9 protein-coding genes and 1 pseudogene are annotated in these 14,745 nt (G+C 70.3%); 6 read left to right on the plus strand and 4 right to left on the minus strand.

The genetic code is table 11. The annotated features are described in order from the left end of the window. Positions 1-26: 26 nt before the first annotated feature. Both ACFW9O_RS18645 and ACFW9O_RS18650 read left to right on the plus strand, forming a co-directional pair. Positions 27-1,292: a DUF6357 family protein gene (locus ACFW9O_RS18645; protein WP_384610589.1), complete on the plus strand. Its 1,266-nt coding sequence runs from the start codon at positions 27-29 to the stop codon at positions 1,290-1,292. 524 nt (positions 1,293-1,816) lie between these two features. Beyond that, positions 1,817-2,131, plus strand: a pseudogene (locus tag ACFW9O_RS18650) (transposase); the annotation flags it as partial. Here the strand turns inward: ACFW9O_RS18650 and ACFW9O_RS18655 are convergent. Then, positions 2,128-3,228 carry a hypothetical protein gene (locus ACFW9O_RS18655; protein ID WP_384610591.1) on the minus strand — a complete coding sequence of 367 codons (1,101 nt, stop codon included), beginning with the start codon at positions 3,226-3,228 and terminating at the stop codon, positions 2,128-2,130. The pseudogene ACFW9O_RS18650 and the gene ACFW9O_RS18655 sit on opposite strands and share 4 nt — an antisense overlap. Positions 3,229-3,526: 298 nt before the next feature. Here ACFW9O_RS18655 and ACFW9O_RS18660 point away from each other — a divergent pair, with 298 nt between their 5' ends. From ACFW9O_RS18660 to ACFW9O_RS18670, 3 genes are all read left to right on the plus strand, one after another. Continuing rightward, on the plus strand, positions 3,527-4,504 hold the full coding sequence (locus tag ACFW9O_RS18660; protein WP_384610593.1) for a hypothetical protein: 978 nt from the start codon (positions 3,527-3,529) through the stop codon (positions 4,502-4,504). Between the two features lie 114 nt (positions 4,505-4,618). Then, positions 4,619-6,481: an HSP90 family protein gene (locus tag ACFW9O_RS18665; RefSeq protein ID WP_384610595.1), complete on the plus strand. Its 1,863-nt coding sequence runs from the start codon at positions 4,619-4,621 to the stop codon at positions 6,479-6,481. Next, entirely contained in the window at positions 6,481-9,483 is a 3,003-nt protein-coding gene (locus tag ACFW9O_RS18670; protein ID WP_384610597.1) for a tetratricopeptide repeat protein, read from the plus strand. The genes ACFW9O_RS18665 and ACFW9O_RS18670 overlap by 1 nt, the downstream gene beginning before the upstream one ends. A 730-nt stretch (positions 9,484-10,213) precedes the next feature. On the opposite strand, the gene ACFW9O_RS18675 is transcribed toward ACFW9O_RS18670, so the two are convergent. Further along, complete coding sequence (locus tag ACFW9O_RS18675) at positions 10,214-10,636, minus strand: YjbQ family protein (RefSeq protein ID WP_384610599.1); 423 nt, start codon at positions 10,634-10,636, stop codon at positions 10,214-10,216. A 99-nt stretch (positions 10,637-10,735) separates the two neighbouring features. On the opposite strand from ACFW9O_RS18675, the gene ACFW9O_RS18680 reads away from it, so the two are divergent. Beyond that, on the plus strand, positions 10,736-11,845 hold the full coding sequence (locus ACFW9O_RS18680) for an FAD-dependent oxidoreductase (protein ID WP_384610833.1): 1,110 nt from the start codon (positions 10,736-10,738) through the stop codon (positions 11,843-11,845). Between the two features lie 313 nt (positions 11,846-12,158). On the opposite strand, the gene ACFW9O_RS18685 is transcribed toward ACFW9O_RS18680, so the two are convergent. Both ACFW9O_RS18685 and ACFW9O_RS18690 read right to left on the minus strand, forming a co-directional pair. After that, entirely contained in the window at positions 12,159-12,776 is a 618-nt protein-coding gene (locus ACFW9O_RS18685) for a hypothetical protein (protein WP_384610601.1), read from the minus strand. A gap of 51 nt (positions 12,777-12,827) precedes the next feature. Then, a complete protein-coding gene (locus ACFW9O_RS18690) occupies positions 12,828-14,633 on the minus strand; it encodes an ABC transporter ATP-binding protein (protein WP_384610603.1) in 1,806 nt (601 codons plus the stop codon). Positions 14,634-14,745: the final 112 nt, after the last annotated feature.

Raw genomic sequence — 14,745 nt, forward strand, 5'->3', positions numbered from 1 at the left:
CTCGGCCGATAAGGAAGACTGAGTCCATGAGTGACATCGTTTTCACCCGCAGGAGCGGCTGGATCCCGAACGTGATCCGCGAGGCCGGTGAGCTGAAGCTGATGCTCGGTGCCGGGGCAGACGCCAACCATGAGCCTCGCACGTTCACGTTCCCGATCGAGGAAGCCCATCTTGCGGTGATCCGGGAGGACCTGGCCAGACACCTCCTGCTGTGGAGCGCGGTCCTTCCGCTGTGCGACGCCGCCGGAACCCGGGGGCGGCTCGACGAGAACGCTGCCGTCGCGCTCCTGGACCCGATCCTTCTCTCCGCGCCCGCGGATGTCGACGCGCTTTTCCAGCGCATCCAATGGGCCAGGGGCCAGCTCATCGCCCATGGAGCCGACATCAAGCTCCTCGAGCGCGGTCAGGTCTGCGCGGCAATGGGCGCGGCGACAGAGACGTCCAACGGGAAAAGGGCTCAGGAGTACCACGCGAACCGCCGTCGCGCCGAGCGCGGAACAGTGCTCGGTCCACTCGACGCCGCGATGCTGAGGTACACGGGCCAGTACCTGCACGGCGCGACGGTTCCGAAGCGGATGCCCGACGCCGTCGACCCCGCGCTGCTGCCGGAGGTCATGCGTGTGATCGCCACCGCGGAGCAGGCATGTACCGGCATGCGGATCAGCCGCGATCCGCGACGGGGCAAGCGCGCCACGGACAAGCGCGACTGGGAACGGATGGCGGCGACGGTCGACGCGGCCGTGCGCCGTGCACACCCTGAGCTCGTCGATGACGCGGTGCGTACCGTGAGCTTCCTGATGTGCTCGGAGGCCGCGGACCACTCCAGGAACACCCCCGTGGAGGACGACGAGGAGCCTGCCGGCGACAGCGACGGCCTCGGCGGAAGTGCGAGGAAGACGATCCTGTCGTTCACCGACGACAAGGGCGTCGAGAAAAAGTGGCTCCTTGGTGGTCCCCGCAGTGCCACCGCGGAGTTCTGGGATTTTGTCGGCGATCGCTCTACCGCGGACAACGAAGTGTTCACCATCGAGGACGAGGAGATGGGTGAAGGGATCCAGCTCCACTTCTACGCGGATTCCGCCGCCCGGGTCACGACGGTGCACAAGGGTGAACGTGGCGGGGCGGATCCGGAGTACCGGGTCGAGTACGGCCTGGTCGACGGGATCAGCGGGTACCGGAACCTGGTGAGTGCCTTCGTCCGCGGCGGCTGTGCCTCACTCGACCAGCACGGCCCTTGGATGTCGGACAACGCTGAGTTCGAGCGCGCACGCCGGAAGCGCGACGCCAAGTAGTCCGCCGATGCTTGCACTCACCGGCGCTACCCGCCGCTGGGAACCGGGGCAGGTCCACACGCCAGGACTGGACGGGACCAGCAGCCCGGTGGCGATCGAGCACGCGGAGTACAGGGAACCGGCGGCCACCCCCAGGACGATCTCGGTCAGCCCATGAAGCTCAACCGCACCTGACGGTCCGTATCGTCGACATTCGTGTCCACCGAGTTCCGTTAAGACAACCCAGACCAACCGCATTGCGACGCAGACCGAACCCGTGTTGTCGTCGTCACCTTTCGGGGCACACGGCGACTGAAGCGGGTACGGCGCGCATTGGCCGACCATGACACATCCCTCGCGCTATCAGCTCGTCATCCTGGCCGGAGAGCCCGCTAGGAGTCGTAACGCGCGTCGCCATCCGTCCTCAGGCCATGCAGGACCGATGTGCCCGCGCCGATCGTTCCTCACTGTCCTCTGCGATCAACCGTCGTACGCGGTCGGGCAGGCTCCACGGCCAGGCGATCTGACCAGCCGAGGCGCTATATGTCGAGGACCACATACGGTGCGGCAAGACCACGGGTTTCGGCCGCTTCCTCTGCCGCCGATCCCCGGTCAACGCCGCCTGGCTCGAACTCAGCCTCGCGGCGATCGACCCCCTCGACTGGACCCGCGCCCTCCTCCTGGACGGCAATCTCGCGGCTGCCGAACCCAAGGAACTCCGCTACCGGATCCTGCACGTCGCCGCCCGGATCACCCGAGGCGGCCGCCGCCTCCACCTCCGGATCGCGGCGACTTGGCCCTGGCGACATGAACTCGCGGCCGCATTTCATCGCCTGGCCGCACTTCCCCGCCGAGGCTAGCGACCCCTCTTGTAGACCGGAGGCTGCGGGTCGGGACGCGTCCGGGACAGCTTCGCGGCCGTGCCGCGGGCCGTTTCGAAGGCCCTGACCGGGTTCCCGTTCTCCCGCCAGGGCTGGGCGCCCCACCACGGTCCGATCAGGCGGAACTGTTCCAGGGCGGGCGCGTACATCATCGACCGGAGCATGTAATGGGCCAGGAAGTGGCGCAGGACGGGCAGGCTCTCGTCATCAGGCGCGACCCGGTCGAACGAGGCGGCAATCTGCTTCAGCACGCTCCGCGCCATCGGCATGACGGCCAGCGCGCCGATGGCGTGCCGCTCGGTGAGCTCGTTCAGCGCGTGGAGATAGATCCCGGCCAGCGGGCTGCCGGGCGGGGCCTTGCGGACCGCCTGGCGGGCAAACCGCATCATCCGCCGGTCGCTGCCGAACCACTTTGCGCACCAGTACTGGAGGGCCTGCCAGTGCCCCTCGTAGTGGTGGGGGGCGCGGGCGACGAGCCCTTCCCACAGCAGCTTGAACTGTGCGCGCCGGTACTTCGCTCCGCGCGCCGCCGTGACCATCACGACCCAGGGGCCCGGGTTAGCGGGGTCGAGCAGCGCGGCCTGCCGCGCCTCCTCGATCGCGGCCGGGAGCATGGCGCGGAAGCGCTTCATGTCCGAGGTCCTGACCTCGTGGGCATACCCGCTGCCCCGGATCTCCCAGGCGCGGTGCACCAAGATGCTCGCGTGGAGGGTGGCTGCGTCGCAGTTCCGGGGCTCGGCGACGCGCCAGGCGTCGAGCCAGGCGTCGTCCTCCCGGGCGACCTGTTGCAGCAGCTCCAGCCGGTTCCAGCGCTCGTCCCAGTCGTCGCCCGCTGCCCGGACGTACCGCTCGGCGGACTGCCAATCCCCTCCCCACGCAGCGTCGGCGACGGCCTGCCGCTCCTCCGTGCGGTGCGCCGGCGGGGGTGGGCCGGGGCGTCGCGAGTCGAGCTGCTCACGGGGCGGAAGACCGTAGTCGGACGCCACGAAGCGCTCTCCGATACGGCGAGGGGTGATGAAGTGCCGGTAGAGCACGACGAGGAACACGCCGAGCAGGACGGCGAGAAGGATGGTCACACCGGGGGATCATCACCGAACCAATCACCCTCCGCAATGCTAAGGCCAACGATAAGGCGAGGTCGGAGCGGACACGGAGCCACGCCCTGCTCGGGCTCGTGGACCGGTGGCCGTCAGGCCCGACCGGCAGTACAAGCGTCGGGTTGGGTTTCCTCGGCGCCGGCCACCTCTTCTGGATCGGCCGCGCGGCCGGGCGTCACTAAACAGATGTGCGAATGTCAGTCGCGCGTGATAGTCACTACCTCCACCAGGGGGTGATCAATTGCCTCCCTGTGAGAGACACCAAGGGGTGGGGACGATGGCATTGCTCCGTGATTGGGGGCTCACGCTGGGCCGATGGACCGGCCGGCCCACGGCGCGGCTCGAGAAGGACTCCGGCGATCCGGACGTGGCGCGGGTGCACGAGGCGGCCGCCGCAGCGGACTGGGGCTCCGTGCGGAGCCTGTTGGAGGCGCGACCGGAGAGCCAGGACCGTACGGGGCTCCTGTGGGCCGTCGGCGACACGGCCGGCGTCGAGCGGTGGATCGGCGACGTGCTGAAGTCGGAACCCGACTCGGCGCTGGCGCTGACCGTCGCGGGCATCCGCTACGTCAGCTGGGGCTGGGAGGCCCGGACTTCGGCGCGCGCGAAAAACGTCTCGCGCGAGCAGTTCGAAGTCTTCCACTCCCGGCTGCGCGAGGCCGAGGAGTGGCTGTACAAGGCTGCCGAGCTCGAGCCGCGCTGGACCTCGCCCTGGTACGTCCTCCAAGTCACCGGCCGCGGTCTGCAGGTCGGACAGGTCACGGCGCGCCGCCGATTCGAGGCGACCGTGCGCCGGGACCCGTACCACCTGGGGGCGCACACGCAGCTGTTGCAGCAGATCTGCAAGAAGTGGGGCGGGTCGCACGAGGAGATGCACGCGTTCGCCCGCGAGTCCGTTCTCAAGGCTCCCGGTGGCACGCCCCTGGGCCGGCTGGTGCCGGACGCGCACATCGAGGAGTGGCTGTCGCTCGACTCGGGCCCTGACGCCGCGTACATGCGCCGGCCCGAGGTGACGGAGTCGCTGAGGCAGGCGGCGGACCATTCGTACCGGCACCCGGACTTCGTGCCTGAGGGCCCATGGCTGGGGCTGCTGAACAGCTTCGCGATGGCGTTCTCGCTGGCCGGGGACCGGGCCTCCGCGCGGGAGTGCTTCCAGGCCACGCAGGGGCGGGTCACGGAGTCCCCGTGGGACTACCTGAACGGCTCCGACCCCGTCGCGGCTTACCGGAAGCACTGCTCGGCCGCCGGGCGCTGACCCGCAGGGCGTGTACGCCGAGTTGAGCGCCGCGCCCGCCCCTACCCCCCGTTCGCCCGTCTTCCCGTCCGTGCCGTTCGCCGGCCCGGGCGCGCCAGTGAAGGATTCTGTCCGGTGTCCCCTTCCGAGACCGCCCATACCTTCCAGGTCGATCTGCGCGGCCTGGTTGACCTGCTCTCCCACCACCTCTACTCGAGTCCCCGCGTCTATCTGCGCGAGCTGCTGCAGAACGCCGTGGACGCCATCACCGCCCGTCAGGCCGTCGCCCCGGGTGCGCCCGGCACGATCACCGTTCGCACCGGTGACACGCTCACCGTCACGGACACCGGCATCGGACTGACCGAGGCCGACGTCCACCGTTTCCTCGCCACCATCGGGCGCAGCTCCAAGCGGAACGCCGAAGGCGCCCTGGACGGCGCCGGACTCGAGTCCGCCCGCGGCGAGTTCATCGGCCAGTTCGGCATCGGTCTGCTGGCGTGCTTCGTCGTCGCCGATGAGATCACCGTGCTCAGCCGGTCCGCGGCCGACCCCTCGGCGCCCGCGGTCGAGTGGCGCGGCCACTCCGACGGCCGTTACACGATCCGCACGCTGCCGTCCTCCGCCGTGCCGGAACCGGGCACGACCGTGCGGCTCGTTCCCCGGGCCGACAACGCCGAGTGGATGAGCCCGCAGCGAGTCGTCGACCTGGCCCGGCACTACGGCAGCCTGCTGCGGCACGAGGTCACTGTCGTGGACCCGCACGGCGCAAAGGAGCGGATCAACGACACGCCGCCTTGGGAGCAGACGCACCGCTCCCCGCTCGCCCGCCGCGAGGCGCTGACCGCATACTGCCGCGACCGGTTCGACTTCACCCCGCTCGACACCATCGAGCTGGACCTTCCGGCGGCCGGGCTGCGCGGTGTCGCGTACGTGCTGCCGACGGCCGTGAGCCCGGCGCAGCGCGCCGGTCACCGGGTGCACCTGAAGGGCATGCTGCTCACCGACCAGGCGCCCGAGCTGCTGCCGGACTGGGCGTTCTTCGTGCGCTGCGTGATCGACACCACGAGCCTGCGACCGACGGCCTCGCGCGAGTCGCTGTACGAGGACGGCACGCTGTCTGCCGTACGGGACGCCCTGGGCGACCGGATCCGGGACTGGCTCACCGGGCTCGCGGCCAGCGACCCGGCGCTGCTGCACCGGTTCATCGACACCCACCACCTCGCGGTGAAGGCGCTGGCGCGCTACGACGACGAGTTGCTGCGGGTGGTGCTGCCGTGGCTGCCGTTCGAGACCACCGACGGCAACGTCACGCTGGAGGAGTTCGCACGCACTCACCCCACACTGCTGGTCACCCGCAGTGTGGAGGAGTTCCGGCAGGTCGCCCCGATCGCCGCGGCGGCCGGCCTGGGCGTGGTCAACGGCGGCTACACCTACGACCGCGATCTCGTGCACCGGTTGCCGGAGATCCGTCCCGGCACCTCCGTGAGCGACCTCGACCCGGCCACGGTCACCGCCCATCTGGACGCTGTGGACCCGACGGCCGAACTGCGAGCGGCGGCATTCCTGCTCGTCGCCAGGGAGACGATCGGCGTGCACGACTGCGACGTCGTGCTGCGCGACTTCCAGCCGGTGACCGCCCCGGCATTGCTGCTCGACAACCGTGAGGCGCGCCACGAGCGGACCCGGTCGAGTCTTGCCGCCGAGAGCGACGGCCTGTGGGCCGACATCCTGGGCTCTCTGCGGCACGGGACGCCGCGCGCTCAGCTGGTCCTGAACCACCTCAACCCGCTGGTGCGCCAGGCCATCACGATCTCCGAGCGCGGTCTGGCCGTCACCACCGCCGAGGCTCTGTACGGACAGGCCCTGCTGCTCAGCCGCCGCCCGCTGAAGGCGAGCGAGAGCGCCCTGCTGAACCGGGCCTTCATCGGCCTGCTCACCCACGCCATGCACAACCCCGGCACGGACGCGGACGGCTCCGGGCCCCGGAAGGACATCTGATGCTGAACACCCCCGAGGCCGTGATCGAGGCACTGCGTGAGAACCACGACCGCCCGCACGGTCCTCAGCGCACCGTTACCGCCGAAGAACTCGTCGAAGCGGCCGGTCAGTTCGAGAAGCCGGACGTCCTGGTCACCGCTCTGCTGGAGCTCATGTCGGCGTACGAGTACACAGGCGAGTACCGCAAGTCGCCGGTCGTCTTCGGCCGACTGCTGACGCTGTGGGACGAGTCTCCCGAGGAATTCAGCGAGTGGGAGGCCCACCAGGTCTACTGGCGCTTCAAGTGGGTGGCGACCTCGCTGCTCGACGTGCCCGAGGTATCGCTGGCCTCGGTCCGCGGCTGGATCGACGAGACACAGCGCCGGTACGAGAAGGCCGGGCACGGCATGCAGCCCGTGGCGGCGATGCGCTACCAGGTCGCGGCCCACACGGGCGCGGGGGTCGCCGACGCCTACGACCTGTGGGTCACCCGGCCGCGCACCGAGCTGAGCGACTGCGAGGCGTGCGAGACCCGGCACCTTGCCGCGCACCAGATGGACGGGTGCGACGACCCAGGGGCGCTCGACACGCTGCGGCCTGTCCTCGACGAGGCGATCGGCTGCGCCGAGGAGCCGCAGATGAGCCAGGCGCTGGCGCTCGGGGCACTACTTCGCTCCGGCCGGCTCGACGAGGCCCGCTCGCACCACCTGACCGGCTACCGCCGGGTTCGCGGCAACACCGGCATGCAGGCCTGGGTCGGCCGGCACCTGGAGTTCTGCGTGCTGTCCCGCAACGAGGGCCGCGGCCTGGAGATCCTCGCCGAGAACCGGCCGCTGTTCGAGGCGACCGGCGCTCCGCTGGCCCACCTGGACTTCCTGACAGGCGTTGAGCTGCTGCTCGCCCGGATCGTCGAGGACGGGCATGCCGACACGGGCGTCGCGGGTCCGCCGGGACGGAGTTGGACGGCGGACGAGCTGCTCGCGCACGTCCGCGCGCAGGCGGACCCGCTGACGGCGGCGTTCGACGCCCGCAACGGTACAACGGCGGTCGGGGACCGTCGCCGGGAGCGACTGTCGCAGCGTCCGCTGCTCGACGCGCCGCTGCCGCTGGGCCTGAGGACGTCTGTCGCCCGACCGGCGACGGCCGCGGCTGTGCCGCCGACAGCTACCGCCGCCGTCGCGATCCCCGAGGACTTCGTGACCCTGGTGCGCGAGGCCCGGCGGATGGCGAGCGTGGGTCACCCCGGGGACACCCGGCTGTGGACGCGGATCGCCGAGCGCCTGGCCGACGGCAGCACGGTGCACGACGACGTGCTCGGCCCGCTGGAGTTGCTGCGGGCCGAACTCGCCGAGCAGCGGGCGGGCGAGCTGGCGACGGCGGACCGCGACGACGAGGCCACCGTGGAGATGCGCCAGGCCGGGGAGCTGTACGAGCGGCTCGGCATGCCGTGGCAGGCGCTGTCCACGCGGGCCCTCGCCCTCGCCTGGACGGACCCGTCGGCCGAAAGGGACGCCGAGCCGGCCGGGGACGCCGAGCGGCTTGACTCCAACGGGATCCGGGACGCCTTCGGCGAACTCCTCAACAAGGCCGAACGGCTGTTCACCGAGGTCCCGTTCACGGGCGAGGCCCTCGGAGCGGCGGAGGCGGCGGCCTGCGACGACCTGGAGCAGGAGCGCAAGACGGCGTACCTCACGGTGTACTACGCGCGCACGTACGCGGCCTACCGGGAGCTGGGGCGCGGCGGTCCGAAAGTCTCCCCAGGTGCCGTCGAGCACTTCGAGGCGTGCGTCCAGGCCCTGCACACCGAGGCGGAGCGGCTGTCCGTCCCTCACCAGGTTGCCAACGCACGGCAGTTCGCCGCGGACGTGGCTGGCCGCCACGGCGACCTCGTGCGCGCCGAGGAAGGGCTGCGCACCGCGCTGAAGGACTTGGAGGCCGCCGACCGGCCGTGGCGCCGTTCGCGCCCGCGAGCCCTGCTCGCCCAGATCCTGATGGCACAGGAGCGACCGCAGGAGGCGGTGGAGTTGCTGCACCGGACGATCGCGGACGCGGTGCAGTACGACGACGCGGACTTCCCGATGGCGCCGACGTACGCGATGCTCGGCCACGCGGTCTCGCACCTGGGCGACCACGCGAGCGCGGTGCGCCACCTGTCGGAGGCGGCCGCGCGGTTCGATCAGTCCGGAGCTTCCCAGGAGGCGGCGGAGGTGCGGCTGCAGCTGATCGACGTCCTGATGCAGACGGGCCAGCAGGCCGACGCGGTCGCGGTCCTGGAGTCGCTGGTCGCAGAGGAGGCGGCGGCCGCGCTCGACGAGCGGACGGTAGCCCAGGCTCGGCTGATGCTGGCGCGCGGGTTGCGGGAACTGGAGGAGTTCCTGCCTTCGGCCGAGGAGTTCCTGCGGCTGGCGGACGCCGTCTCCGACTGGGAGGACGACGCCCCCATCCAGACGATGGTGACCGCTGAGACGGCCATCGCGCTGGCTCTGGCGGACCGCTGGGACGCGGCGGGCACGGCATACGAGCGTGCCTTGGCGGCGCATGCGCAGGCGCCGAACCCGTCCCTGCTCATGCACATGATGTGCGAATTCGCGCGTCTGGTCATGAACGCGCAGGGCTTGGAGGGCCTGGAGACGGCGCTGAAGCACCTCGTCGAGGCGGACGTGCTGGCGGCATCAGTGCCGGAGGGTACGGAGGACTTCGTGCCCTGGTTCGAGCGGGGCACCGTGCACTACCGCCGGGGCCGCGTCCTGGCGGAGGCGGAGCGGTTCGAGGAGGCCCTGGCCGAGACGGAGGCCGCCGTCATCGCCCACGAACAGGGCGGCAAGGAGGGCGAGTCGGCGCGTGCAGAGGCGGTCCGGATCGCCGCCCTGATAGAGGGCAACGCGCTGCGCCGGTTCAAGGAGGCCATCGCCCGGCTGACGGCGGCGGCGGCACGCTGTCGGAAGGCCGGACTCCCGGAGGCAGCGCAGGTCCTCGACGCGCTGCGACAGGACTACATGTCGCGGCTGACGGAGAGCCGTTAAGCCGACGTCGCGCCAACCGCCCCAGGCCCGGCCGTAGTGCACGCCGGGCCCGGGGGCGGTTGCGGCCGATGTCAGAGCCTGCAGACAGCGGGCCTTATCCATGATCACTGAGGCCGAGGCAGCCGGCGGAGGCGTTACGTGGCAGCGACAGGGTGCCCCGGCCCCTCAGAAGCGCCAGGTTCAAGCTGAGCCGCAGGAATGCGGCCACGCCAAGCGTCCTTTCGGGCATCTGGAGCGTTCACGACGGTGGCCCCCTTGAAGCCGCGATCGCACAACTGCACCGATGCCCCGCCCTGTCTCACCGGCTGCCGGAACAACTGAGCACTCTGCTGCAAGACATGACCTGGACAAACAGAACCGCCCAACAGCCCGTCGCTACCTAGGCACACAGAGGAACAAATGCAATCATTTCCAAACGCAGTACTGTCGCCGATGCGACGGGTTGCCCTGCCGCGGAGATACGCCGCTGAGCTCCTCGGCGCAATGGCGCTCCCGATGCGGGCTTACCGGCGGCCGAGTTGGGCCACGTGGGCTCCGATACCCAAAACGAGGCACATCAGACTGCCGGTCCTAGCTCGCCTGCATCTCAACAGATCAGCACGGCGCTGGTCTTTCGCGACGAGCAAGCGTTGAGTCCGCCCTCAGGCGCCACAGCCTTTGTCGACCGCGCCCCCCTCACTTGGTGCGGCCGGACATCCCTTCTACAGTCCCAAGCAACCTGAGCGACGGACTAGCCAAAGAAGCTCAACCGCACCTGCCGGTCGGCATTGTCCCTGTTGGTATCGACCAGGCAGACCGACTGCCACGTCCCGAGCTCCAGCCCTCCCCCGATCACCGGCAGGGTCGCGTGCGGCGGTACGAGGGCGGGGAGCACGTGGTCGCGGCCGTGGCCGGGGCTTCCGTGGCGGTGGCGCCAGCGGTCGTCGGCGGGGAGCAGGGTCTGCAGGGCCGCGAGGAGGTCGTCGTCGCTGCCCGCTCCGGTCTCCAGGACCGCGATTCCGGCGGTCGCGTGAGGGACGAAGACGTTGAGCAGGCCGTCCCTTCCGTGGGCGACACGGGCGAGGAACTGTGCGCAGTCCGCCGTCAGGTCCGTGACCGTCTCGGTCCGTCCAGTGGCGATGTTCAGCAGGTGCGTGGCGAAGGAGTCGGGCATGGCCCCATTCTGGCGCTGTCGGCGGGCGGTCGCGCCCCCGGTGGGTCCGGGAAGATCCGGGAGTCGCCCACGGTTGGTAGAAGGGTGAACAACTTCGGGATGCGCGAGCTGGACGTGGTCGTGATCGGCGCCGGGCAGGCGGGGCTGTCCGCTGCCTACCATCTGCGACGCGCCGGGCTCGAACCCGACCGGGACTTCGTCGTACTCGACCACGCCCCGCGGCCCGGGGGTGCCTGGCAGTTCCGCTGGCCGTCGCTCACCTACGGCAAGGTCCATGGCATGCACTCCCTGCCCGGCATGGAACTGACGGGCGCCGACGACGGCCGCCCTTCGTCCGAGGTGATCGCCGAGTACTTCGACGCGTACGAGAACCGCTTCGACCTGCGGGTACACCGTCCGGTCGAAGTGAAGGCCGTGCGCGAAGGCAGCGGAGGCAGCGAAGGAGAGGTCGGCCGCCTGCTCGTCGAGACGTCCGAGGACACCTACGCCACGCGTGCCCTGGTCAACGCGACGGGGACCTGGGACCGGCCGTTCTGGCCGCGGTATCCGGGCCAGGAGACCTTCCGGGGGCGGCAGTTGCACACTGCCGACTACCCAGGGCCGGCGGAGTTCGCCGGACAACGGGTGGTCGTGGTCGGTGGTGGGGCCTCGGGGACCCAGCACCTGATGGAGATCGCCGAGGTGGCGGCCGCGACGTACTGGGTGACGCGTCGGCCCCCGGCGTTCCGGGAGGGGCCGTTCGGCGAGGAGCAGGGGCGGGCCGCCGTGGCGATGGTGGAGGAGCGTGTACGGCTCGGGCTCCCCCCGCAGAGCGTGGTGAGCGTGACCGGACTGCCGCTGACCGACGCTGTCCGACGCGCACGCGAGGAGGGGGTCCTCGACCGGCTCCCCATGTTCGAGCGGATCACTCCGGACGGGGTGACCTGGGCCGATGGCCGGACGGCCGAGGTCGATGTGATTCTGTGGGCCACCGGATTCCGGGCCGCAGTCGATCATCTGGCCCCGCTGAAGCTGCGCGAGCCGGGCGGCGGCATACGCGTCGAGGACACCCGGGCGGTACGGGACGAGCGCGTTCATCTCGTCGGGTACGGTCCGTCGGCCAGCACGATCGGCGCCAACCGGGCGGGACGGGCCGCCGCCCGTTCGATCACCCGTCTGCTGGAGCGGACCGGCAGCGGTACGCCCGCCGCGCAGGGCGCCTCCGCCTGACCCGCACCGAGCGCAACAGAACACACGAACAGGGGATCGGGTGTTCGCCAGAACGTGTGATCGTCTCACATCTCATCGATCAACTCCGGTGCGCAGCCTGATGATTGCAGGGCGCAGGCAACGGGCTGCAGACCGCGACTGCGCAGTCCCACCGATGCACCATGCACAAGGAGAAGCACCGAATGAACTTCCTCACCAACCTGCTTGCCGGCGTCGTCCACTTCGTGGGTTGGCTCGTCTGACCATTGCTCGACCGGCGCCGCCGCTCCCCGTCCCACGGGAGCGGCGGCGCCGCCGTGTGTGACGGGGCTCGTCAGCCGCGGGGGGCAGGTTCGACCGGGCCCGCGAAGGGCGCCAGCGCGGCAAATCCGGGGTCCACGGTGACCGCTTCGACCAGCGCGTCGAGGGTCCGCCGGACCCGGGTCAGCGGGTGGTCCGGGAATTCCGCGTCCCACCTGGCGTGATCGGCCGCGTGGAAGGGAAGGCCGCCCTGGACCTCGGGGGCATAGGGGTGCGGCCGGAAGTACTGGTCGGGGCCGAGCTTCGCGAGGACGACGGCTTCCCGCATGCCTGTCATTCCGCGCTCGGGCGCCTGGATCTTCACCACCGTGCTGCATCCGGCCCGGGGCACCGTGAAACTGCCGATGAACACCTGTCCGTGGGCCTGTTGGGGCAGCGGCACCTTCAGTATCTGACGCAGCGCGGGCAGCCCGCCCAGCGTCTTCACCGATGCCTCTATGAGTCCGCCGCCCGCTTGCGCGGTCCAGTGCGTCAGCGTGTTGCGCAGGGTCGGGCCGTCTTCCAGCGCGGCAGGAAGGTCCGGCGGCAGCCCGAAGTAGTGCAGCGACAGCACATCGCCGTCGTCATTCGCCCAGGCGTCTTCGTCCACGGGCCGGTATCCGGGGAGTTCCACCCCGAGCAGAGCTCTCATGGACGGCGATCATGCCGTACGGGCGTGCCGTCGCACAGGCGCGGTCACGCCTCATGTGGCCACGGGGGCGAGGTCGCCGTCGCGGCGGATGAGCGCCGCGTACCGGCCGTCCCTCTCCAGCAGCTCCGCGTGCGTACCGCGCTCGGCCGCCTGCCCGCCGTCCAGGACGACGATCTGGTCCGCGTCCCTGACGGTGGAGAGCCGGTGCGCGATGGTGAGGGTGGTGCGCCCCTTCGACAGCGCGTCGATGGCTTGCTGCACGGCGTGTTCCGTACGGGTGTCGAGGGCGCTCGTCGCCTCGTCGAGGATCAGTACGGGCGGGTCACGGAGAATCGTGCGGGCGATGGCCAGGCGCTGCTTCTCACCGCCCGAGAAGCGGTACCCCCGCTCGCCGACGAGCGTGTCGTAGCCGTCGGGCAGCGAGGCGATGTGGTCGTGGATCTGCGCGGCGCGGGCCGCTGCTTCGATCTCCTCGTCGGTGGCGTCCGGCTTGGCGAAGCGAAGGTTCTCGGCCACGGAGGCGTGGAAGAGGTACGTCTCCTGGGAGACCACGCCGACGGCCCGGGCGAGGGTGTCGAAGTCCAGGTCACGGACATCGACCCCGTCGATGGTGACCCGTCCGCCGGTGACGTCGTACAGCCGCGGCACCAGATAGCTGAGCGTCGACTTGCCCGAGCCGGTGGGACCGACGACGGCCAGACTGCGGCCGGCGGGCACGGTCACGTCGATGCTGGTCAGCGTCGGGCCGCTCTTCTCGTCGTAGCTGAAGGTGACGTTCTCGAAGGCGACCTCACCCCGGATCTTCTCCAGCCGGACGGGCTTCTCGGGTTCGGTGATGTCCACGTCGAGATCGAGGTACTCGAAGATCCGCTGGAACAGGGCGAGGGATGTCTGCATCTGCACGCCGGTGGAGAGCAGGCTCACCGCCGGCCGGAACAGGCCCTGCTGCAGCGAGACGAAGGCGACCAGTGTGCCGATGGAGACGGCCGTGGCACCCGACTGGAGGGTGAGGCCGGCCGCCCAGTAGATGACGGCGGGCATCGCGGCCATGACGATGCCGATCGTCGACATCCTCCACCGCCCGGCCATGTTGGAACGCACTTCGAGGTCGACCAGGCGTTCCGACTCCTCGGCGAAGCCCTTGGTGAGGGAGTCCAAGCGGCCCATGGTGCGGCCGAGAAGGATGCCGCTGACCGAGAGCGACTCGGTGACCGTGGCCGCCATCGCGGCCATCTGCTTCTGACGCTGGGTGGTGATCCTCTTGCGCTCGCGGCCGACCCTGCGGCTGATCCAGACGAATACGGGCAGCAGGAGCAGCGAGACGACCGTGAGCCGCCAGTCCAGCGCGAGCATGGCGACCACGGTGGCGATGACGGCGGTGAGGTTGGAGACCAGCGAGGTCGCGGTGGAGGTGACCGTCGCCTGCATCCCGCCGATGTCGTTGGCGATGCGCGACTGGACCTCGCCCGTGCGGGTCCTGGTGAAGAAGGCGAGCGGCATCCGCTGCAGCTGGGTGTAGACGGCGGTGCGCAGGTCGTGCATGACGCGCTGGCCGACCGTCGTGGAGATCAGGGTCTGCAGCACGCCGAAGACGCTGGTCATCACGGCGGTGAGGATCATGCCGAGCGCGAGCAGCGTGAGCAGTCCCGTACGCCCCTGAGGGATCGCGGTGTCCAGGATCTCGCGGAGCAGGAACGGGGTGGCGACCGACACCAGTGACGAGGCGCCGACCAGCAGCCCCACGATCGCGAGCCTGCCACGGTAGGGGCGGAAGAGGCGGAAGATGCGACGCAGCTCGGCGGGCGGCTGCTGGGCATCACCGGCAGGGGGTGTCCACGTGGGTTCGTCGGGTTTCATGTGCTCCTTCGAAGGCGTGAAGCCAGCAGGCCTCGGGGGAGGCGCGCGGCGGAGGGGCGTGCGGGATCTCGACTTTACGGAGCCTAGCTCATTGTTACCTCTATTCACAATG

The sequence above is a fragment of the Streptomyces sp. NPDC059499 genome, from assembly GCF_042749285.1.
GTDB lineage: Bacteria > Actinomycetota > Actinomycetes > Streptomycetales > Streptomycetaceae > Streptomyces.

What these genes read in the sequence shown, in the direction of transcription:
- ACFW9O_RS18645 (WP_384610589.1), top strand. Translation starts at nt 27, where the DNA reads ATGAGTGACATCGTTTTCACCCGCAGGAGCGGCTGGATCCCGAACGTG.
- ACFW9O_RS18660 (WP_384610593.1), top strand. Translation starts at nt 3,527, where the DNA reads ATGGCATTGCTCCGTGATTGGGGGCTCACGCTGGGCCGATGGACCGGC.
- ACFW9O_RS18670 (WP_384610597.1), top strand. Translation starts at nt 6,481, where the DNA reads ATGCTGAACACCCCCGAGGCCGTGATCGAGGCACTGCGTGAGAACCAC.
- ACFW9O_RS18675 (WP_384610599.1), bottom strand. Translation starts at nt 10,636, where the DNA reads ATGCCCGACTCCTTCGCCACGCACCTGCTGAACATCGCCACTGGACGG.
- ACFW9O_RS18680 (WP_384610833.1), top strand. Translation starts at nt 10,736, where the DNA reads ATGCGCGAGCTGGACGTGGTCGTGATCGGCGCCGGGCAGGCGGGGCTG.
- ACFW9O_RS18685 (WP_384610601.1), bottom strand. Translation starts at nt 12,776, where the DNA reads ATGAGAGCTCTGCTCGGGGTGGAACTCCCCGGATACCGGCCCGTGGAC.
- ACFW9O_RS18690 (WP_384610603.1), bottom strand. Translation starts at nt 14,633, where the DNA reads ATGAAACCCGACGAACCCACGTGGACACCCCCTGCCGGTGATGCCCAG.